18 protein-coding genes and 1 tRNA gene are annotated in these 19,611 nt (G+C 73.0%); 8 read left to right on the top strand and 11 right to left on the bottom strand.

The features are described 5' to 3' along the window. Positions 1 to 765: 765 nt before the first annotated feature. From ACVGV0_RS01155 to ACVGV0_RS01130, 6 genes are all read right to left on the bottom strand, one after another. Complete coding sequence (locus ACVGV0_RS01155; protein WP_459157988.1) at positions 766 to 1,572, bottom strand: MBL fold metallo-hydrolase; 807 nt, start codon at positions 1,570 to 1,572, stop codon at positions 766 to 768. Between the two features lie 48 nt (positions 1,573 to 1,620). Continuing rightward, on the bottom strand, positions 1,621 to 2,583 hold the full coding sequence (locus ACVGV0_RS01150; RefSeq protein WP_459157987.1) for an NUDIX hydrolase: 963 nt from the start codon (positions 2,581 to 2,583) through the stop codon (positions 1,621 to 1,623). 74 nt (positions 2,584 to 2,657) lie between these two features. Beyond that, positions 2,658 to 4,031: a hypothetical protein gene (locus tag ACVGV0_RS01145; protein ID WP_459157986.1), complete on the bottom strand. Its 1,374-nt coding sequence runs from the start codon at positions 4,029 to 4,031 to the stop codon at positions 2,658 to 2,660. Positions 4,032 to 4,075: 44 nt separating this feature from the next. Then, positions 4,076 to 4,771, bottom strand: a complete 696-nt coding sequence (locus ACVGV0_RS01140) for a hypothetical protein (RefSeq protein ID WP_459157985.1) — start codon at positions 4,769 to 4,771, stop codon at positions 4,076 to 4,078. Between the two features lie 294 nt (positions 4,772 to 5,065). After that, complete coding sequence (locus ACVGV0_RS01135; RefSeq protein ID WP_459157984.1) at positions 5,066 to 5,524, bottom strand: RidA family protein; 459 nt, start codon at positions 5,522 to 5,524, stop codon at positions 5,066 to 5,068. Positions 5,525 to 5,527: 3 nt separating this feature from the next. Next, positions 5,528 to 5,686, bottom strand: coding sequence for a DUF4177 domain-containing protein (locus ACVGV0_RS01130; RefSeq protein WP_152528303.1), 159 nt, complete (start codon positions 5,684 to 5,686; stop codon positions 5,528 to 5,530). Between the two features lie 353 nt (positions 5,687 to 6,039). Between ACVGV0_RS01130 and ACVGV0_RS01125 the strand changes: the two genes are divergently transcribed. Both ACVGV0_RS01125 and ACVGV0_RS01120 read left to right on the top strand, forming a co-directional pair. Beyond that, the gene (locus tag ACVGV0_RS01125; RefSeq protein WP_459157983.1) at positions 6,040 to 7,041 is read left to right on the top strand and encodes an ArsA-related P-loop ATPase; all 1,002 of its coding nucleotides are present in this window, start codon (positions 6,040 to 6,042) and stop codon (positions 7,039 to 7,041) included. Positions 7,042 to 7,057: 16 nt separating this feature from the next. Beyond that, complete coding sequence (locus ACVGV0_RS01120) at positions 7,058 to 8,194, top strand: ArsA family ATPase (RefSeq protein WP_459157982.1); 1,137 nt, start codon at positions 7,058 to 7,060, stop codon at positions 8,192 to 8,194. A 19-nt stretch (positions 8,195 to 8,213) separates the two neighbouring features. Here ACVGV0_RS01120 and ACVGV0_RS01115 read toward each other — a convergent pair whose 3' ends face one another. After that, complete coding sequence (locus ACVGV0_RS01115; RefSeq protein ID WP_459157981.1) at positions 8,214 to 8,528, bottom strand: WhiB family transcriptional regulator; 315 nt, start codon at positions 8,526 to 8,528, stop codon at positions 8,214 to 8,216. Between the two features lie 261 nt (positions 8,529 to 8,789). Here ACVGV0_RS01115 and ACVGV0_RS01110 point away from each other — a divergent pair, with 261 nt between their 5' ends. Further along, the gene (locus ACVGV0_RS01110; RefSeq protein WP_459157980.1) at positions 8,790 to 11,108 is read left to right on the top strand and encodes a transglycosylase domain-containing protein; all 2,319 of its coding nucleotides are present in this window, start codon (positions 8,790 to 8,792) and stop codon (positions 11,106 to 11,108) included. Between the two features lie 9 nt (positions 11,109 to 11,117). Here the strand turns inward: ACVGV0_RS01110 and ACVGV0_RS01105 are convergent, their stop codons facing one another. Further along, positions 11,118 to 11,588 (bottom strand): GatB/YqeY domain-containing protein, encoded by a 471-nt coding sequence (locus ACVGV0_RS01105; protein WP_459157979.1) that lies wholly within the window; start codon positions 11,586 to 11,588, stop codon positions 11,118 to 11,120. Positions 11,589 to 11,704: 116 nt separating this feature from the next. Here ACVGV0_RS01105 and ACVGV0_RS01100 point away from each other — a divergent pair, with 116 nt between their 5' ends. From ACVGV0_RS01100 to ACVGV0_RS01090, 3 genes are all read left to right on the top strand, one after another. Then, entirely contained in the window at positions 11,705 to 12,592 is an 888-nt protein-coding gene (locus tag ACVGV0_RS01100) for a metallophosphoesterase (protein WP_459159877.1), read from the top strand. A gap of 242 nt (positions 12,593 to 12,834) precedes the next feature. Continuing rightward, a tRNA-Pro gene (locus ACVGV0_RS01095) sits at positions 12,835 to 12,908 on the top strand. Positions 12,909 to 13,085: 177 nt separating this feature from the next. Next, positions 13,086 to 14,930: a prolyl oligopeptidase family serine peptidase gene (locus ACVGV0_RS01090; RefSeq protein ID WP_459157978.1), complete on the top strand. Its 1,845-nt coding sequence runs from the start codon at positions 13,086 to 13,088 to the stop codon at positions 14,928 to 14,930. Between the two features lie 200 nt (positions 14,931 to 15,130). On the opposite strand, the gene ACVGV0_RS01085 is transcribed toward ACVGV0_RS01090, so the two are convergent. Beyond that, positions 15,131 to 15,316, bottom strand: coding sequence for a hypothetical protein (locus ACVGV0_RS01085; protein WP_459157977.1), 186 nt, complete (start codon positions 15,314 to 15,316; stop codon positions 15,131 to 15,133). Positions 15,317 to 15,922: 606 nt separating this feature from the next. On the opposite strand from ACVGV0_RS01085, the gene ACVGV0_RS01080 reads away from it, so the two are divergent. After that, positions 15,923 to 16,987 carry an NADH:flavin oxidoreductase/NADH oxidase gene (locus ACVGV0_RS01080; protein WP_459157976.1) on the top strand — a complete coding sequence of 355 codons (1,065 nt, stop codon included), beginning with the start codon at positions 15,923 to 15,925 and terminating at the stop codon, positions 16,985 to 16,987. A gap of 28 nt (positions 16,988 to 17,015) precedes the next feature. Here ACVGV0_RS01080 and ACVGV0_RS01075 read toward each other — a convergent pair whose 3' ends face one another. Both ACVGV0_RS01075 and ACVGV0_RS01070 read right to left on the bottom strand, forming a co-directional pair. Continuing rightward, on the bottom strand, positions 17,016 to 17,510 hold the full coding sequence (locus ACVGV0_RS01075) for a Dps family protein (protein ID WP_459157975.1): 495 nt from the start codon (positions 17,508 to 17,510) through the stop codon (positions 17,016 to 17,018). A gap of 213 nt (positions 17,511 to 17,723) precedes the next feature. Further along, entirely contained in the window at positions 17,724 to 18,281 is a 558-nt protein-coding gene (locus tag ACVGV0_RS01070) for an NADPH-dependent FMN reductase (protein ID WP_459157974.1), read from the bottom strand. A gap of 163 nt (positions 18,282 to 18,444) precedes the next feature. Between ACVGV0_RS01070 and ACVGV0_RS01065 the strand changes: the two genes are divergently transcribed. Then, positions 18,445 to 19,521 (top strand): alpha/beta hydrolase, encoded by a 1,077-nt coding sequence (locus ACVGV0_RS01065; protein WP_459157973.1) that lies wholly within the window; start codon positions 18,445 to 18,447, stop codon positions 19,519 to 19,521. Positions 19,522 to 19,611: the final 90 nt, after the last annotated feature.

Here is a 19,611-nt window from a genome sequence, read left to right as displayed (position 1 = left end):
CCCCCGTGCGCTTCTCCCCTGCGCAGTCCCCGCGAGCCGGGCACCTGCGCCGCGCTGTCCTCCGATCGCGTGGGGATGCTCTGTACTGCACTCGTGTGGGGACAGCTTCCAATTTTCATGAAAATTGCGCTCTCTGGAAAAGGTCCAGATTGGCGGGCGACGCGCGAAGGGACGAGGCAGCGCAGGGGAGCCGGGCAGTGCGGGAAGTCGGGCCGCGCGGAGGGGGCGGGCAGAGTGAAGGGGCTGAGACGCCACCCCCGACGCGGCATCGCAGCCCCTTCACCTTCGCGTGGTTCGTCCCCCGACGACCAACCACGCTCCCCCGATCCTCCGATGCGTGGCCCCGAATCCATTGCACCGGAGGGCTGTTGTCGCGGTAGCCGGTCGGCGACCGGCCCCGGAAGTCCTTCAGTCCGGAAGTCCTTCACTTTCCGACGATGCGGCACGTTCGCTCGCGCCTTCAAGACCTCTCACCTGACAGGACGCGGCACTGGGCGTTCTGGTTGCATCTTTCACCCGAATTAGTGAACCTCATTCGGGCCGTCCGCAGACTGCCCCGGCGCCGGTCCAATCCAGTATGCGTCACGGACCCGGCTTGCGCGCCAGTCCCGGAATCACCAACAACGGGGTGATTCAGCGCACGCTCCCGCCCAGCGCACCACCGGTCATCCGCGGACGCCGGAGAACGCGGGCGGCACCCCGGCCGCAGCGAACCCGCGCTGCCCAGCGCGCACACCGGCGCTGCCCAGCGCACAGCCCCGCTCCTCACCACCGGTCCGCGGCCAGCTCCCCCCGCTCGGCCAGGTAGGTCAGCTGCGCCCGCACCGTCTGCTCCGCAGCAGGCCACACCGCCGGATCCACGTCGGCGTAGACGACCTCCACGACCTGCCGCGCGGTCGGCGTCGCGGCGTGCTCCGCCACCGCGGCGCGCACCTGGTCGAGGCGCTGCTCGCGGTGGCGCAGGTAGCCCGCCGCGGCTTCGGCCACGTCCGGCAGCTCCGGCCCGTGCCCCGGCAGAGCCCAGGTGCCCTCCGCGAACCCCGCCAGCTCGCGCAGCGAGGACAGGTACGAACCGAGGTGCCCGTCCGGGGACGCGACGACCGTGGTGCCCCGGCCGAGCACGCTGTCCCCGGTGAGCACGGCCGGTTCCTCGCCCGCGATGTGCAGGCACAGCGAATCAGCGGTGTGCCCGGGAGTGGCGAGCACCCGCAGCGGCACGCCGGCCGCCTCGAGCACCTCCCCGTCGCGCAGCGGCGCAGCGGAGCGGCACAGGTCCGCGTCGAGCGCGCGCACCGGCGCGCCCGTGCGGGCGGCCAGTTCCGCGACGCCCTCGGTGTGGTCCGGGTGGTGGTGGGTGAGCAGGATGAGTGCGACGGGCCCGTGCGCGCGGACCCGTTCCAGGTGCTCGGGATCGCCGGGACCGGGATCGACGACCGCGCACTCCCGCACCCCCGGGGCGCGCACGATCCACGTGTTCGTGCCCTCCAGCGTCATGCCCGACGGGTTGTTCGCCAGCAGTACCGAGGCGCACGCCGTGACCGCGCGCAGCTCGCCGTAGGCCGGGTGGGACATGCCGTTCCTCCTCCTCGTCGCGTGTCACCGGTCCTCAGGTGTCACCGGTCATCGCGCGTCCGCCGGACCGGCGCCCTCGTCCGCGCCGCCCTCCGCACCCGCCGTCCCGGACGGCCCCGCCCATCCCGACGGCTCCGCCAGCCCCGACGAGCCCTCCCCGGACAGGTCCACTCCCGAGAAGCCCTCCTCCGCCGCGCCGCGCAGCACCACGTGCCACCGCCCGTCGCGGAACTCCATGCGCGGCACGACCTTGGTGAGGCGTTCGCGCATGCGATTGGAGCGGCTGGCCAGCGCCTCGGGTGCGCTCGCGTACTCGGCCACCTCCGCCAAGGTCGCCCAGGTCGGCGGCATCAGAGCGCTGCGCCCCCGCTCTGCGTCGTCGAGCGCCGCAGCCGGGGCGCGCCAGTAGGCGTCCGCGGCCTCCGAGGTGACCGCGTCGGCGCGCTGCCCCTCGGGGATGGCGGCGAGGAAGAACCGCGTGTCGTAGCGCCGCGGCTCCCGCTCCGGTGTCACCCAGTTCGCCCAGGGACGCAGCAGGTCGGCGCGCAGGACCAGCTCCTCGTCCGCCAGGAACTCGGCCAGCGAGAGCTCGCGGGAGACCAGGGACGAGCGGGCTTCGGCGAAGCCCGCGGTGTCGCCGACCACGGTGTCCGCGTCGGCCCCGGCGAGCAGCACGCCGGATTCCTCGAAGGTCTCGCGCACCGCCGCGCACACGAGCGCGCGGGCGGTCGCGGTCGTGCAGGAGAACCGCCGCGCCCACCACTCGGGCGGCGGGCCGGCCCAGGGAACGGTCGCCTCGGCGTCGCGCGCATCGACGCCGCCGCCGGGGAAGACGGTCATGCCGGCGGCGAAGGCCATGGCCGTCACCCGCCGCTGCAGGAACACCTCCAGCCCGGACGCCCCGTCGCGCAGCAGGACCACGGTGGCCGCGTCCTTCGGCGTCGCGGGCACGTCCGGGGGCGGGTCCGGCACGAACCCCTCGGGCAGCGACATGTCAGGGGGCAGGCGCATACGCGCCACCCTATGCACCGCGGAGCCGCGCGGAAACCGAACGGTCGGCGCCAACCCGCACGAGCGGGCGGTGCTCAGCGCGGGTTGATCGGCGGGAAGCCGCCCGTGCCGCCGGCCGATCCCTGCGACCACCCCTCGGCGCGGCCGGGCTGGGCACCGCCGGCCGCGACGGGGGCCCCGCCCTCCTCACCGGTGCGGTCCTGCTCCCGCTGCGCGAGCTCCTCGTGCAGCTTGCGCAGGAGGTTGCGCTCCCGGTCGGTCAGCTTGGCGTCGACGGCCGCGGGCACGCCCACGGAGGCATCGTCGTCGGGGTCCGCGGATTCCTGCTGCGCAGCGGGGTCCGCGGAGACCTCGGCCGGGGTCTCCGCGGAGGCATCCGGGGAGGTATCCACCGGGGTCTCCGCGGGGAGGTCCGCGGGGACCTCCGCCGGTGCAGCCGCAGCGGCGGGGGTCTCGGCAGGAGCCGGCTCCTGCACCGCAGCGATGTCCACCGCAGCTGCGTCCGCACCGGCAGCGGGGTGCTCGGCGAGCGCCGCGGGCGCGGGTGCCGCCTCGGCCCGCGGGGACTCCGGTTCGGCTTCGGCGGCGGGAAACTCCTCCGGCGAGATCCGCGGGAAGACGGGTTCCGGCACGGACCCCCCGGCGGCCGCGCTCACGTCCGGGTCCGGCGCGGCGTGCTGGGGTTCGGAAGCGACCTCAACGCGGTGTGGAGCACCCTCCGCATCCGACTCGCGGGAGGTCGAACGCGGCATCCGCTCCCGCGGCGTCGCTTCGGGCACCGCGGCGGGCATCGTGACCGCCTCGGTGCCGACGGCCGGAACCCCGGTCTCCACCGGGGTCTCCAGGTGCACCCGGTGCGCGGCGGCGAGCGCTCCGCGGTGGTACTCGGGCAGCTCGGCGCCGCTGGCGAACACGTCCACCGAGCAGTCGAGGCCGGCCTGCCGCAGCGCTTCGAGCAGCTGGTAGCCGAGAGCGGCCGGCGAGCCGTCGGCGCCGACCTCGGCGAGCAGCACGCGGCGGGGCAGCGCTCCGGAGTTGTCCCCGGCCGGGGTGGTGCGCCAGGTCGTCCACAGCCCGCGCAGCCCGGTGAGCCGGTGCGCCACGGGGGCGAGGGCGCCGGTGAGGGCGTGCTCGGGCTCGGAGCTCGCGTCGAACCGGTGCGCGGCGGGCTCCTCGGGCTGGTCCACCACGGACAGCCGTTCGGCGAGCTCGGCGTCCAGGTGCAGGTCGGACAGCGTGCGCCGCAGCTGGTGCTGCTCGGTGGCGCTGACGCGGATGCGCCCCGCCAGCAGGCATCCGGTGAGGAAGTGCGCGGCGGTGTCGGCCTGCGCCGCTCCGAGCAGTTCCCGAGTGCTGTTGACGGCGTCGTCGTCGACCCTCCCGGTCATCGCCAGCAGGAGCGTGTGCAACCGCTCCCCGGGACCGGCTGTTTCGGCCACATCCAGCACGCGTGCCCTCCTTCGACGTGTTCCGCGGACAGTGGCGGCCGAGCTCAGCCGCGCGCGTCCGCGATGGATCCAGCGGTGTGCTCTCCGTGCTCGTGCGCTGCGCGGGCCGCTTCCGGACCCGTGCAGACGAGTTCCGCGGCCGCCAGCGCGGCCCGGTGGTGGGCCCCGACCGCGGCCTCGGTGGGCAGCACTTCCACGCGGGGCGCGGAGTCCCCGAGCGCGCGCAGCACGCGCTGCACCTCACCGGCGAGCTCGATGTGGTCCGCGGTGGCGGTGATCAGCACGACGCGCTTCGGCTCCGGCCCGTGCCGCCAGCTGGTGCGCACCTCGCGCACCCCGGCGCGGCCGCGCAGCGTCGCGGCGAGGACGAGGACGTCGGAGTGGCCCGCGCCCGCGGTGCTCGCCGGGGGCTGCGCGCTGAAGTGCACGTCCGGTTCCGCGGCGACCGACCGCGGCAGGATCGCGTTGACCAGCGCGGGGTCGGCCCCCAGCGGGATCAGGGCTTCGGCGAGGAGGCGCTGCTCGTCGTCGGGCAGGCTGATGCGCTCGCGCACGAGCGCCGCCGGCAGCACGCGGGCCAGCACGTCGGCCGCCCCGCCGGCGAGCCAGTCGCGGTAGCGCCACAGGTACCGGTCCGGCAACCGGTCGGCCAGCCGCAACAGCAGCTCGTGACACCGCACTTCCGTTTCGCGCACCGCCACGTCGCCCCTCCCCAGGCTCGACTCCCTCGGCGCGGGCATCCGCTCCACCACTCCTCCAGGCGAAGCCTGGTCGTATCAGCCCGTGCTCATCAACCCCGAACGATGAACACTGCGGATACAGTCGGCCGAACGATTGCTCGCTGTATCACCTGTTCGAACCACACCAGGAAGCACCTCCGAACAGGTGGTGACCGCAGCCTACTGGTTGGCCATCGCGCACACCGGTGCGGGCGCGAAATTTCCCGGCACATGCGAAAGCGGGCCCGCCCGAATCGGACGGACCCGCTGCAACACGACACCCCGCTCGCAGCGGAGGGGGCGAGGAACAGGTGCTCAGCCGACCTCGGCGATCAGCTCCACCTCGACGGGCGCGCCCAGCGGCAGCTCGGCCACGCCCACGGCGGAGCGGGCGTGCCGGCCCGCGTCGCCGAAGACCTCACCGAGCAGTTCGGAAGCGCCGTTGAGCACCGCCGGTTGGCCGCCGAAGCCCTCGGCCGAGGCGACGAAGCCGACCACCTTCACCACCCCGGTCACCGCGTCCAGGCCCACGACCGAGTCGACCGCGGCCAGCGCGTTGAGCGCGCAGGTGCGGGCGCACTCGGCGGCGCGCTCCGGGTCCACCTCGCCACCGACCTTGCCGGTGGCCGCGAGCTTGCCCTCCACCAGCGGCAGCTGGCCCGCCGTGTACACGTGGGACCCGGTGCGCACCGCGGGCTGGTACGCAGCGACGGGCGCGGCCACCTCCGGCAGCCGCAGCCCCAGCTCAGCGAGGCGATCAGTCCACCGTCCCATGGCTCAGCCTTCCTTCGGCCGCTTCATGTAGGCCACCATCTGCTCGCCGGTCGGGCCGGGCAGCACGGCCACGAGCTCCCAGCCGTCCTCGCCCCACTGGTCCAGAATCTGCTTGGTCGCGTGGCTCAACAGCGGAACCGTCGCGTACTCCCACTTCTGCATACGCGACACCCTAGTAGTGCCGCCCCGGCGCGGAAGGGCAGGCGCGGGCTCCCGCCCCGGGTGCGCCTCCCCACCGGCCGGGGAGTCCACCGCCCCCAGGTCTCCTAAGGGAGCCGCGGATCGGCTGTCGTCGCAGGCCGGGTGGGGGGAACCTCCGGCGAGGCCTCGCTGCGGGATCCCCGACATCGGGTAGCCACCTACACAACGTCGGGGCTGTCCTCGCGAGGCGACACCGGAGAACCCCCGTTGGGTCGGTCTGCATGCGTGGCGAGGAAGCGGCTGCGCCGCTTGCCTGACGGACCAGTGCGGCCAAGCAAACGGCCACCGATCCACGCGGCCACTAAGCTGGCCGCGTGACTGAATGGGACCGGGAGCTCAACCGGGCTCGACTGCACGTCGTCAGCGGCAAGGGCGGCACGGGCAAGACCACCGTGGCCGCCGCGCTGGCACTGGCCCTGGCCACCGGAGGCCGGCGCGTGCTGCTGATCGAGGTCGAGGGGCGCCAGGGCATCGCTCACCTCTTCGACACCGCACCGCTGCCGTACTCCGAGGAGCGGATCGCCGCCGCACCGGGCGGCGGGGAGGTGCGCGCGCTCGCCATCGACGCCGAGGCGGCGCTGCTCGAATACCTGTCGATGTTCTACAGCCTCGGCTTCGCCGGCCGCACGCTGCGCAGGATGGGCGCGATCGACTTCGCCACCACCCTGGCGCCCGGGATCCGGGACGTGCTGTTCACCGGCAAGATCAAGGAGTGCGTCGGGCGCACCGACGACCGCGGGCGCCACCTGTACGACGCGGTCGTGGTGGACGCTCCACCGACCGGACGCGTGGTGAAGTTCCTCGACGTCACCCGCGCCATGGCCGACCTCGCGAAGGTCGGCCCGGTGCGCGAGCACAGCGACGGCGTGGTGCGCCTGGTGCACTCGCAGGACACCGTCGTGCACCTGGTGACGGTGCTCGAGGAGCTGCCGGTGCGGGAGACGCTGGAGACCGTCTCCGAGCTCAACGCCGCCGAGATCCGCCCCGGCGGGGTGGTGCTCAACCGGGTGCGGCCGGACCGGCTGCCGAACCGCTCGGTCGACCCCGCCGCGGACGGGCGGCTGGACACCGAGCGCGTGCGCGCGGGGCTGCGGACCGCCGGGCTGGACGTGGACGAGGACGCGCTGGCCGGGCTCGTGCAGGAAACGACCGAGCACGCCGTGCGCGCCCGCGTCGAGCGGCGCGCCCGCGAGCAGCTCGACGCGTCGGAGCTGCCCACCGTCACCCTGCCGCACGTCACCGAGGGCATCGACGTGACCGCCGTGTACGAGCTGGCGCAGGACCTGGCCGACCGCGGCGTGCGGAGCGCCCGGTGACCCCGAGGGAGGAGCGTTGACCGACGCACCGCTGCGCCCGCCCCGGCTCGACGTCGACGGACTCGTCGACGATCCCGGCACGCGGATCGTCGTCTGCTGCGGATCCGGCGGCGTCGGCAAGACGACCTCCGCGGCCTCCGTGGCGCTGCGCGCCGCCGAACGCGGCCGGCGCGCCGTCGTGCTCACCATCGACCCCGCGCACCGGCTGGCGCAGGCGCTCGGCATCCGGGAGCTCGAGAACCACCCGAAGAAGGTGGCGCTTCCGCAGCAGGGCGGTGAGCTCTCGGCGATGATGCTCGACATGCGCCGCACGTTCGACGACATGGTGCTGGCGCACGCCGGGCACCAGCGCGCCGAGCAGATCCTGAACAACCCCTTCTACCAGACGATCTCCACGTCGTTCTCGGGCACGCAGGAGTACATGGCCATGGAGAAGCTGGGCCAGCTGGCGGCGTCCGAGCAGTGGGACCTCATCGTCGTGGACACGCCGCCGAGCCGCTCCGCCCTGGACTTCCTCGACGCCCCGCAGCGCCTGTCGGCCGCGCTGGACGGGCGGGTGATCCGCATGCTGTCCAGTCCCGCGCGCGCGAGCGGCAAAGGGCTGCGCAAGCTCGTCGGCACGAGCTTCGGCATGTTCACCAAGGCGATCTCCACCATCGTCGGCAGCCAGATGCTCACCGACGCCTCGGCCTTCGTGCAGGCCTTCGACTCCACCTTCGGCGGGTTCCGGGAACGCGCCGAGCACACCTACCGGCTGCTGCGCTCGCCCGGCACGGCGTTCGTCGTGGTCGCCGCACCCGAGGCCGACGCGCTGCGCGAGGCCTCCTACTTCGTGGAGCGGCTCTCCGGCGAGCGGATGCCGCTGGTGGGCATGATCGCCAACCGCACGCACCCCGTGCACGCGGACCTGTCGGACACGCGCGCCCGCGCCGCCGCCGAGGAGCTCGAACGCACCGGTTCGGCACCGCTGGCCACCGCGGTGCTGCGGGTGCACGCCGACCGGGTGGCGCTCGCGGAGCGGGAGAAGCGCCTGCTCGGGCGGTTCACCCGCGCGCACCCCGAGGTGCCGCTGATCGGCGTGCCCGCGCTGCCCGCGGACGTGCACGACCTGCCGGGCCTGCGGGAGATCGGGCGGCGGCTCGCCGGCGAATGACCGGCGAACGCGGCCGCCGTCAGCCCGCCTGGTAGTGCCGCGAGGCGTACTCGCCCGGTTCGGCGTGCTCCTGCCGCGCGGCCTCCAGCAGTTCGCGCCAGTTCCGGACATCGGGGCGCCGCCGCAGCAGCGCGCGGCGTTCTCGCTCGGTCATTCCGCCCCAGACCCCGAACTCGATGCGGTTGTCGAGCGCTTCGCTCAAGCACTCGGTGCGGACGGGGCAGCCGAAGCACACCCGGCGCGCCTTGCGCTGCTCGGCCCCCCGAACGAACAGCTGATCGGGATTCTCGTCCCGACAAGCGGCGCGAACGCGCCAATCCCCCTGCTCGGACATCAAGCTTCCCCCCAGCTCCTCACTGGCATCGTCGGCGACGTACTCGTCCGGAGGCCCCCCGGCACCGGATGCCGCGCCCCGGACGACCGCGGGTCGACGGGGACGCGACTGTGCTGTCGCTGGACGTGGACGCACTGTAGAGGGTGTTGGTTCCAGCAACCAACCTGCATTTATCAATCGGTTGCCTTGAGGCTCATCACATCGAGCGGCAGCGCCGAACGACGCGCTGTGAGGCGTCGCACGCGAACTTACTCTGGGCCGGTGCGCGCTCGACACGGGTTGTTCAAGCTCTTCGGCCTCTGCGTACTGGCCGGCGTTCTCGTCGCCGGCATGCTGTTCCCCGTGGTGGGGTCGCTCGGCGTGGTCTCGAACCGCGCCAGCGACGCGGTGAACAGCCTCACCCGCGACATCCTCACCCAGCAGGCCCCGCTGGTGACGACCATCACCGACCGCAACGGCGAGCCGATCGCCCACTTCTACGAGCAGGACCGCACCCCCGTCGCGCCGCAGCAGATCTCGGACGCGATGAAAGCGGCGATCATCTCCATCGAGGACCGCCGCTTCTTCGAGCACGAGGGCGTCGACTGGACCGGCACCGCCCGGGCCGCCGTCACCAACCAGGCGTCCGGCGAGGTCACCCAGGGCGGTTCCACGCTGACGCAGCAGTTCGTCAAGAACTACCTCATGCACGTCGTCGCCGGCGAGGACCCGGTCAAGCAAGCCGAGGCGGTCGAGCAGACGCCGGCGCGCAAGCTCCGCGAGATCCGCATCGCCCTGCAGCTCGAGCAGCGCATGGGCAAGGAGGAGATCCTCGCGCGCTACCTCAACGTCGTCCCGTTCGGGAACCGGTCCTACGGCGTGAGCTCGGCGGCCCGGACCTACTTCGGCACCACCCCCGGCGAGCTGACCATCGCGCAGTCGGCGCTGCTGGCGGGCATGGTCAACATGCCCAGCGCGCTCGACCCGGTGACGAACCCGGAGGACGCCGAGCACCGGCGCAACACGGTCATCGACGCGATGGAGCAGCAGGGCCGCATCAGCCGCGAGGCCGCCGAGCGGGCGCGGCAGGCGCCGCTGGGGGTGGTCAGCCCGCTGCAGCAGATCCCGAACGGCTGCGTCGGCGCGGGTCCGGAGCACGGGTTCTTCTGCCAGTACGTGCTCGACTACCTGCAGCGCCGCGGTTTCACCGAGGAGCAGCTGAAGAAGGGCGGGTACACCATCCGCACCACGCTGGACAAGGAGGTCAGCTCCGAGGCGAAGCGGGCGGCCGAGGAGCAGGTGCCCAAGGACACCAAGGGCATCGCCAACGTGATGAGCGTGGTCGAGCCGGGCGAGGACAAGCACCCCGTGCGCGCGCTGGTGGCCAACCGCGACTACGGCTTCGACTCCGAGGAGGGCCAGACCGCCTACTCGCTGCCCAGCAGCGTGGCCATGTTCGGCGCGGGCTCGGTGTACAAGGTGTTCACCGCAGCCGCGGCGCTGGAAGAGGGCATGGGGATCAAAACGCAGATCCCCGCGCCCGGGTCGTACACCTCGCAGACGTACAAGAACGGCACGGCGCCCTACACCGTCAGCAACGCCGAAGGCGTCTCCCCCGGCCCGCGCAGCATCCAGGAGGCGCTGAAGACCTCGCCGAACACCGCGTTCGTCGCGCTGCAGGAGCGCGTGGGGCTGGACGAGACGGTGAACATGGCCAGCCGCCTGGGCATGCGGCAGACGCTGAACCAGCACAGCGCCACCGGGAAGAAGATCTCGCCGAACGGCTCGGACGGCATTCCCCAGGCCAAGGAGGTCAAGCAGAAGCAGATCGGCGCGTTCACCCTCGGCTACGCGCCGACGAACCCGCTGGAGATCAGCAACGTGGGCGCGACGATCTTCAGCGGCGGCACCTGGTGCCCGCCGACACCGGTGAGCAAGGTCGTGGACCGCAACGGCGATCCGGTCCAGTTCACGGAGAAACCCTGCGAGCAGGCGGTCCCGAGCGGACTGGCCGACGCGCTGGCCGTGGGGATGAGCAAGGACGACCAGCCCGGCGGCACGGCGCACCAGGCCGCGCAGAGCGCGGGCTGGACCCGCCCGCTCGCGGCCAAGACGGGGACCACCGAGGCGCACCAGTCGGCCGGGTTCCTCGGGGCGACGCCGCACCTGTCCGGAGCGGTGCTCACCTTCAGCGACGGCGACTCGCCGCAGGGGATCTGCGACACGACGCCGCCGACGCTGTGCGGTGTCAACGGCGGCAACATCTACGGCGGCAAGGTGCCCGCGCGCACCTGGTTCGGGGCGATGAAGCCGCTGCACGAGGGCCTGCCCCAGCAGCCGCTGCCGGACGTGAACGGCCGGTACTCCAGCGGCGGCGAGGAGGAGCACGTGCCGTACCTCGTGGGCACGCCCGGTGACCAGGCGGAGAAGGCGCTCACCGAGGCCGGCTACCGCGTGGAGCGCAAGGCGACGCACAGCGAGCGCGAGCAGGGAACGGTGGTCTCGCAGTCCCGCTACGGCGCCGTGCCGCCCGGGGAGACCATCGAACTCCGGGTCAGCACCGGCTACATCCCCTCGCCCGGCGGGGCCGGCAGGAAGTGAGCGGCCCGATCAGCCGCCGAGCCGGCCCTTGACCAGCGCGGCCACCTGCGAGCCCTCGGCGCGTCCGGCCACCTTGGCGTTGACGGCCTTCATGACCTGCCCCATCTGCTTCATGCCGGGCTCTTCGCCCAGCTCCGCGGCGACTTCGTCGACCGCCTGCCGCACCAGCTGCTGGAGTTCCTCCTCCGACAGCGGCTGCGGCAGGTAGCGGCGGAGGACCTCGGCCTCGGCGCGTTCCGAGGCGGCCTGCTCCGCGCGCCCGGCCTCGTCGAACGCGGTGGCCGACTCGTCGCGCTTCTTGGCCTCCTTGCTCAGCACCCGCTGCACTTCCTCGTCGCTGAGCTCCCGGGACTGCTTGCCGGAGACCTCTTCGTTGTTCACCGCGCTCAACGCCATCCGGAGCACGCCGGTGGTGGCGGTGTCGCGCTGCTTCATCGCCGCGGACAGGTCCGCGCGCAGTTGCTCTTTGAGATGCGCCATGCCGTCGATTGTCCCGCGCCTCCTCCGGACCGGGCAGGCAGCACACCGATCGGGGCCGCAGCGGCACGCCGGCGCGCGGCGATCCGCGCGACTCCTACCCTGGTGGGGTGAAGACTCTGGGCAGGACCGTACTGGCAGGGGGCGCGCTGAGCGCCGGGATGATCGCCTACGCGGCCACCGTCGAGCGGCGGCGCTGGACCCTCCGGGAAGCGACGTTGCCGGTGCTCGCGTCGGATGCGCAACCGCTGCGCGTGCTGCACGTCTCCGACCTGCACCTCACCCCGAACCAGCGCGACAAGCAGGAGTGGGTGGCCGCGCTCGACGCGCTCGAGCCCGACCTCGTGGTCAACACCGGCGACAACCTCGCCCACCCCAGGGCGGTCCCGGGAGTGCTGCGGGCGCTGGGGCCGCTGCTGGACCGCCCGGGGATCTTCGTGTTCGGCAGCAACGACTACTACGCGCCGAAGCCCAAGAACCCCGCGCGCTACCTGCTGCCCGCCCACCGCGCCAAGCGGGTGCACGGCGAGGCGCTGCCCTGGCAGGACCTGCGCGCCGCGCTGACCGAGCACGGGTGGGTCGACGCGACGCACCGGCGGCGGACCCTCAGCGCCGGCGGCAACGAGGTGCACGTCGCCGGGGTGGACGACCCGCACCTGCAGCTCGACGACTACTCCGCGATCGCCGCCCCGGCCCCGCAGGAGGCCGACCTGCGCCTGGGGGTGACGCACTCGCCGGAGCCGCGGCTGCTCGACCGCTTCGCCGCCGATGGTTACGACCTGGTCGTGGCCGGCCACACGCACGGCGGCCAGTTGTGCGTGCCGGGTTTCGGCGCGCTGGTGACCAACTGCGGGCTCGACCGCACCCGGGCGAGCGGCGCCTCCACCTGGGGCGAGCACATGCGGCTGCACGTCTCCGCGGGGCTGGGCACCTCGCCGTACGCGCCGGTGCGGTTCGCCTGCCCGCCGGAGGCGACGCTGCTGACGCTCATGCCGCGCGAGCCGTGACCGCAGGCCCGGCGGGTGGGTGGTCACCGCACGAGCCGGTGCCCGCAGCAGGGGGCCGGCGCAGCGGCCGCTGGCTGCGGCAGCGAGCCGGTGATCAGCGCGGGCGTCGGTGACCGGCGAAAACGGCGGCACCACCCCCGGTTCCCGAGCCGCTGCGCGGGTTCGCTAGACTGTTCATCAGCGGTCGGCAGCGACCCGATGTCCGGTTCACCGGTGGTGATCGGAGCCGACCGCGGAACGATCGGGGTGTAGCGCAGTTTGGGAGCGCGCGTCGTTCGGGTCGACGAGGTCGTGGGTTCAAATCCCGCCACCCCGACAGCCGAGGGCCAGGCCAGCACAGCTGACCTGGCCCTTCTGCATGCTCCCGACTCCCCCGACCGAGCGGCCTGGTGGACACTTCGCGGGAAATGCCCACCGGCCCGCCCCGACGCGCGCCGCCGCGTCGGGCCTTCCCGCGCGGCGGGTGCTCGGGCGAATCAGGCACGATCGCATCGTGAGCACCTATCCAGAGGCGAAGGTTCCCGCGAAGCTGTTCGACGACCCGCAGGTCCAAGCGCGGTGGCAGGCGCGCTTCCGGGCACCGCGGGTGTCGTTGCCCAGCTGGGCGCGGGACGCACCGCAACGCAACGTCTACATCTCGAACGCCAGCGGCACCTGGGAGATCTACGCCTGGGACCGCGGCAGCGCCGAGCACCAGCGCGTCACTGACCGTCCACAGGGGACTTTCCACGCGGCGCTGCCCCCCGACGGCGGGAACATCTGGTGGTTCGACGACACCGACGGCGACGAGTTCGGCCGCTGGAAGGTGCAACCGTTCCGCACCGCCGGTGCCGGGCCGCAGGCCGCCGATGCCGTCGCCGGGGTGCACAGCGGCTACCCGGCCGGCCTCGAACTGGGTGCGCACGTCACCGCGCTGGGCATGTCCACCGACGAGGGCGTGACGATCTGGGTCCGCGAGGACGGCGGCGAACCGCGCGTGCTGTACCAGCACGAGCAGGACGGCGGTCTGGCAGCCCTGTCCTGGGACGAGTCGCTGGCGGTCGTGTCGCACTCGGAGCACGGCGACAGCCGGCACCCCGCGCTGCGCGTGCTGCGCGTGGACGGGACGCCGGTCGCGGAGAAGTGGGACGGCCCCGGCAAGGGCCTCGACGCGCTGGAGTTCGTCCCCGTGCACGGGGATCCGCGGCTGCTGGTGGTGCACGAGCGGCGCGGCCGCGAAGAACTGCTCGTCTGGGACGTGCTCGCCGACACCGAGACCGAGCTGCGGCTCGACCTGCCGGGCGAGGTCTCCGCCGACTGGTACCCGGACGGCAAGGCGCTGCTCATCGCGCACACGCACCACGCGCGCACCGAAGTGTACCGCTACGACCTCGAAACCGGCGAGCTGTCCGCGCTGCCCACCCCCGCCGGCACGGTCGGCGGCGCCTCGGTGCGCCCGGACAGCGCGGTGGAGTACGTCTGGTCCTCGGCGGCGAGCCCGTCGATGGTGCGGGCGCTGTCCGCCGACGGGTCGGACGAGGTGCTGCTCACCCCGCCCGGCGATCGCTCCCCGGAGTCCGAACCGGTCTCCGACGTGTTCGTACCGGCCCCCCACGGCCCGAACGACACCGTGCACGCGCTGGTCTCCCGGCCGCCGCAGGCCGGCGACGGGCCGCTCCCCGCCGTGTTCAACCTGCACGGCGGGCCGCACGCGGCCGACGAGGACCGGTTCTCCTCCTACCGCGCGGCGTGGTTGGACGCCGGGTTCGCCGTCGTCGAGATCAACTACCGCGGGTCGACCGGGTACGGCTCGGCCTGGCGCGACGCGATGGAGGGCCGCCCCGGCCGCACGGAGCTGGAGGACGTGGCGGCGGTGCACGACTGGGCGATCGAGCAGGGGCTGACCACGCCCGAGCTCAGCGTCGTCGCCGGCGCCTCGTGGGGCGGGTACCTCACCCTGCTCGCGCTGGGGACCCAGCCGGAGCGGTGGGCCGCCGGCGTCTCCGGCGTGCCCGTGGCCGACTACGTCACCGCCTACGCCGACGAGATGGAACCGCTGCGCGCGTTCGACCGGTCGGTGTTCGGCGGGTCGCCGGAGGAGGTGCCGGAGACCTACCGGGACTCCTCGCCGATCACGCACGTCGACCAGGTGCGCGCGCCGGTGCTCGTGCTGGCCGGGGACAACGATCCGCGCTGCCCGATCCAGCAGGTGCTGAACTACCTGGACCAGCTGGCGCGGCGGGACGTGTGGTTCGAGTTCTACCGCTACGACGCGGGGCACGGCTCGCTGGTCGTCGCCGAGACGCTGCGGCAGGTCGCTACCGAGATCCACTTCGCGCAGCGCGTCCTCGGCGTGTGACGGGATTTTCGCGCCGTCGGGCTGTTCCGGGCGGGCCGCTGCGCGGTCCGCCCGGGCCCGCGCGGTGGCCGATCCGCCGCGGGCGGTGGAGCACCGCGGGCAGCGCCCCGGCGCTCGGCGCCGGGTCGACTGCTGCGGCGCTCCGCCCGGACCCGCGGCTTCCGGCTCAGCTGCTGCTCGTCCGGAGTGCCGTTGACGAGTCACAGCTTCACCGCCGGGTGCCACGTCCACCCGGAACCCGTGGCGGCGTTCTTCAAGGGCTTCTTCAGCTCGCCGGTGTTGAACCGGTAGTCGTACACCTCACCGAACTGGCCGTGCTCGGTGAACGCGTGCTCGCTGCTCCAGGAGGACTCCCACTTCCTCCCCCGGAAAGCTTCGGTATTCACCGACAGATGCGGAACACCTGAAACCCAATCGACGCTCCGCTCGTCGTCTACGGCGCGCACCTCGCTGTTCTCCGCGTCCAGACGCATCTTGACCCGAAACGCCTTGGTGAGCCCCGCGTTCGCGAAGACCTGCCACCACTGGGCGTCGACGATGCGCCACTCCGCGACGAGGTCGGGCTCGCCATCCCGCCCTCGCGGACCACGAACGGCGCGGTGGGGCGGTTCACCCCCAGAAGCGCCGAACGGACCTGGTCCGGCGGCAAAACCGGGACGTCACCGTCCGGCCTCTTGATACCGCGGAAGAAATCCAACAAGCCCATCGCCGAGCTCCTCTCGAGCGGTCCGCAATGATCGCGGCAGACCGTAGCAGCAGCCGCGTGGAACTCGGTCCCGTTCTGCGAAAACATCTCGCTGAGGTGAGGGCGATCTCAACGGGTTGGAACACGCGCTCCGGGCGGTCGAACTGCTTCCCGGAGCACGTCCGACCACCGACCGCAGCAGCGAGGAGCCCTGCGACGCCGCCCGTTTCGCCGCTTCCGCCGCCGCGCCCTGTGAGGTACCTGACGCGGCGGAATCTTGCGCGCGAGCGGGTTGTTGCGAGGGGACGTGAGCCGACTATTCGAACCGTTCAAGCTGCGAGACGTCGAGATCCGCAACCGCGCCTGGGTCTCCCCGATGTGCCAGTACTCGGCGACCGACGGCGTGCCGAACGACTGGCACCTCGTCCACCTCGGCCAGTTCGCCCTCGGCGGCGCCGGTCTGGTCATCGCCGAGGCCTCCGGTGTCGTGCCGGAAGGACGCATCAGCCCGGCCGACACCGGCATCTACAACGCCGAGCAGGTCGCCGCGTGGCAGCGCATCACCGGTTTCCTGCGGGAGCACGGCGCCACCCCGGGCATCCAGCTCGCCCACGCGGGCCGCAAGGCCTCGACCACGGCCCCGTGGGACGGCGAGCGCAGCGTCTCCCCCGCCGACGGCGGCTGGGAGGCGGTGAGCTCGACGGCGCAGCCGTTCGGCGAGCTCGCCGCACCGCGCGCGCTCACCACCGAGGAGGTCGCCGCGGTCCCGGAGCAGTTCGCCGACGCCGCCCGCCGGGCCGACGAAGCCGGCTTCGACGTGGTGGAGCTGCACTTCGCGCACGGATACCTGGCGCACCAGTTCTACTCGCCGCTGGTCAACGACCGCACCGACCGCTACGGCGGGGACTTCGACGGCCGCGTGCGGCTGCTGCTGGAGATCACCGAGGCGGTCCGCGCGGTGTGGCCGGAGGGCAAACCGGTGCTCGCGCGCATCTCCGCGACCGACTGGGTCGAGGGCGGCTGGACCGGGGACGACTCGGCGCGCCTGGCCCGGATGCTCGCCGAGCGCGGTGTTGACCTCGTGGACGCCTCCACCGGCGGTGCCGTGCCGAACGCGTCGATCCCGGTGAAGTCCGGCTACCAGGTGCCGTTCGCGCGCCAGATCCGGATGGACTCCGACGTGCCGACGGGCGCGGTCGGGCTGATCACCTCGCCGGAGCAGGCCGAGGAGATCATCTCCGCGGGTTCGGCCGACGCCGTGCTGCTGGCGCGGGAGCTGCTGCGCGATCCGCACTGGCCGATGCGCGCCGCCGACGCGCTCCGCGCCGACGGCCTCTGGCCGAAGCAGTACCAGCGCGCACGCCCGAAGTGACGCGCGCAGCGCTGCGCTGAGACCCGCTTCAGTCCGCGAGCTTGGCCTCCCACATCCAGTGGGCCTTCTCCAGCTGCTGCGCGACGGCGATCAGCAGGTCCTGGGTGACCTGGTCGGTCCTGTCGGTCTCCTCGATCCGAGGGCGCAGGCGGCCGATCAGGTCGGCCAGGATCTGCACCACGGCTTCCTTCACCTCGCGCGTGGTGCGCCACCCGGACTCGAAGCGGGTCACCCCCGAGGTCTCGGCGAGCGTGGCCGAGCGCCCGTCCGGCGGGTAACCGATCGTGGCGGCGCGTTCGGCGACGTCGTCGGCCAGCGAGCGGGCCGTGGTCACCAGCTCGTCGAGGTGCAGGTGCACGTCCCGGAAGAACTCGCCGACCACGTTCCAGTGCGCCTGCTTCGCGGTGAGGTGCAGGTCCACCAGGTCCACGAGCGTCGCCTGCAGCGCCTTGCCCGTCGCGTCCCGGTCGGAGTCCTTGAGCGGTCCGGTGATCGGAGTTTTCGCAGCCGTCCTCTGGGCCATGAGCAGGTCCCTTCCTCGTACCCGAGCGGTCGGTGACGAGGATGCGCGCTCACCGCAGCGCCCGCACGGTGAACCACCGCCCACCGCTTGTGGACAACTCCTCGTCCATCCACAAGCAGTTGTCCACAGGGGTTGTGCACAACTCCCCTGCGCTGCGGATTTCAGAGTCGAACGGATGATCGGTCCGCGCACAGGGGCGCCGGCGGCGCGTGTTCAGGAACCGTTCCCGGCGAACTCCACGACCTGCTGGCCGATGGTGCGCAGGGTCGTGGTCACCTTCTGGTCGGCGCACTCGCCGCCGGGGCCGAACCGCGTCTCGGCGGAGTTCACCGCCCCGCCCAGCGGGGTCGGCCAGCCGCGCAGCGCGTGCGCGACCGAGCGCAGCGACTGCAGCGTGAGCACCGTGGCCTGCCAGCCGTAGGCGATGCCGATGCAGCCGACGGCGCGCCCGGTCAGGTAGGGGCGGCTGTCGTCGCGGAGGTCCTCGACGTAGTCGAGGGCGTTCTTCACCAGGCCCGAGATCGTGCCGTGGTAGCCCGGGGAGGCCAGCACCACGCCGTCGGCCGCGCGCAGCGCCGAGACCAGCTCCACCGCCGCGTCCGTGCGCTCGGCCAGGTCGGTGTCGTAGAACGGCAGGGACAGGTCCGCGCCGGTGATCGCCTGCACCTTCGCACCGGCGTCGGCGGCGCCGCTCAGGGCCACCTGCATCGCCCGCTCAGACTGGGAGTCCGGGCGGACCGATCCACCGACCCCGACCACGGTCACCGTCATGCGTCGCTGGCTCCTCACTCGTCGTCCGGTTCGCCCGGCCCCGAAACGGCTACCGGCTCACGCTACGACTTCGAGCGCACTCCAGGTCAAAGTTCCGTGTCCCGTTCCACACCTACTTAGCGGTAACCTGCGGGCACCAACCGTCCCTGGAGGTCAAGGTCACATGCCGAAGGCACTGGAACGCGCGCAGCCCGCGGTGGAAGCGGGCGCGCTGCGCGGCGTCATCTCGCTGCCCCGGACCGCCCGCCGCTGGATCGCGGGGGCGCCCGTGCGCCTCGACGGGCAGGAGCTCGCCCTGGACGCGCAACTGCTGCTGCGGATGCAGCGGCTGGCCGGCAAGGACCAGCTCAGCGCCGACACCCCCGAGCTGGCGCGCGCCGCCATGCGCCAGGCGATCGGCCTGCTCGGCACCGGCGCCGTTCCGGGCGTCGTCGCGGCCGAGCGTCGGATCGACACGCCCGACGGTCCGCTGCCCGCGCGGCTGTACCGGCCGCGCGAGGTCACCGGGACCGGGCCGCTGCTGGTGTTCTACCACGGCGGCGGCTGGGTGATCGGCGATCTGGACACGCACGACGACCTGTGCCGGTTCCTGGCCAAGCACGTAGGGATCCGCGTGCTGTCCGTCGACTACCGCCTCGCCCCGGAGCACCCGTTCCCCGCCGCCTACGACGACGCGCTGGCCGCCTACCGGTTCGCCGTGGAGCAGGCCGCTGAGCTGGGCACCACGCGGGACGCGATCGCCGTCGGCGGCGACAGCGCCGGAGGCAACCTCGCCGCCGCGGTCGCGCTGCACGCCCCCGGAGCGGGGCTGCCGCACCCGCGGATGCAGTTCCTGCTCTACCCCGCGGTCGACGCGACGGAGCGGCGGGCCTCGCGGCAGATGTTCGCCGAGGGCTTCCTGCTCACCGACGCCGACATGGACTGGTTCATGGACTCGTACGTGCCGGCGGAGCAGCAGCGGAAGGACCCCCGGTTGTCGGTGCTGCTGGCCGAGGACCTCGGCGGTCTCGCCCCGGCCTACGTGGTCACCGCGGGGTTCGACCCGCTGCGGGACGAGGGCGAGGCCTACGTCGAGCGCCTGACCGAAGCCGGGGTCTCCGTGGTGCACCGCCGCTTCGACGACCTGATCCACGGTTTCGCCACGCTGCGCGGTGCGGGCGCGCGCTTCGAGCAGGCCCTGTTCGAGATGGTCGGGTCGCTGCGCGCCGGGCTGGCCACCGCGCCCACCTCCGCGGTGTGAAAGAGCTCGTTCCCGGACCTCGCTCGCAACGGGGGATCCGGGAACAGGACCCGGCCACCCGCGGGGGTCGGCCTCCTGCCGGCTCCCGCG

The organism is Salinifilum ghardaiensis (assembly GCF_054491345.1).
Note: the sequence above shows the minus strand (reverse complement) of the source record. Positions and strands in the feature narration are given on the sequence as shown.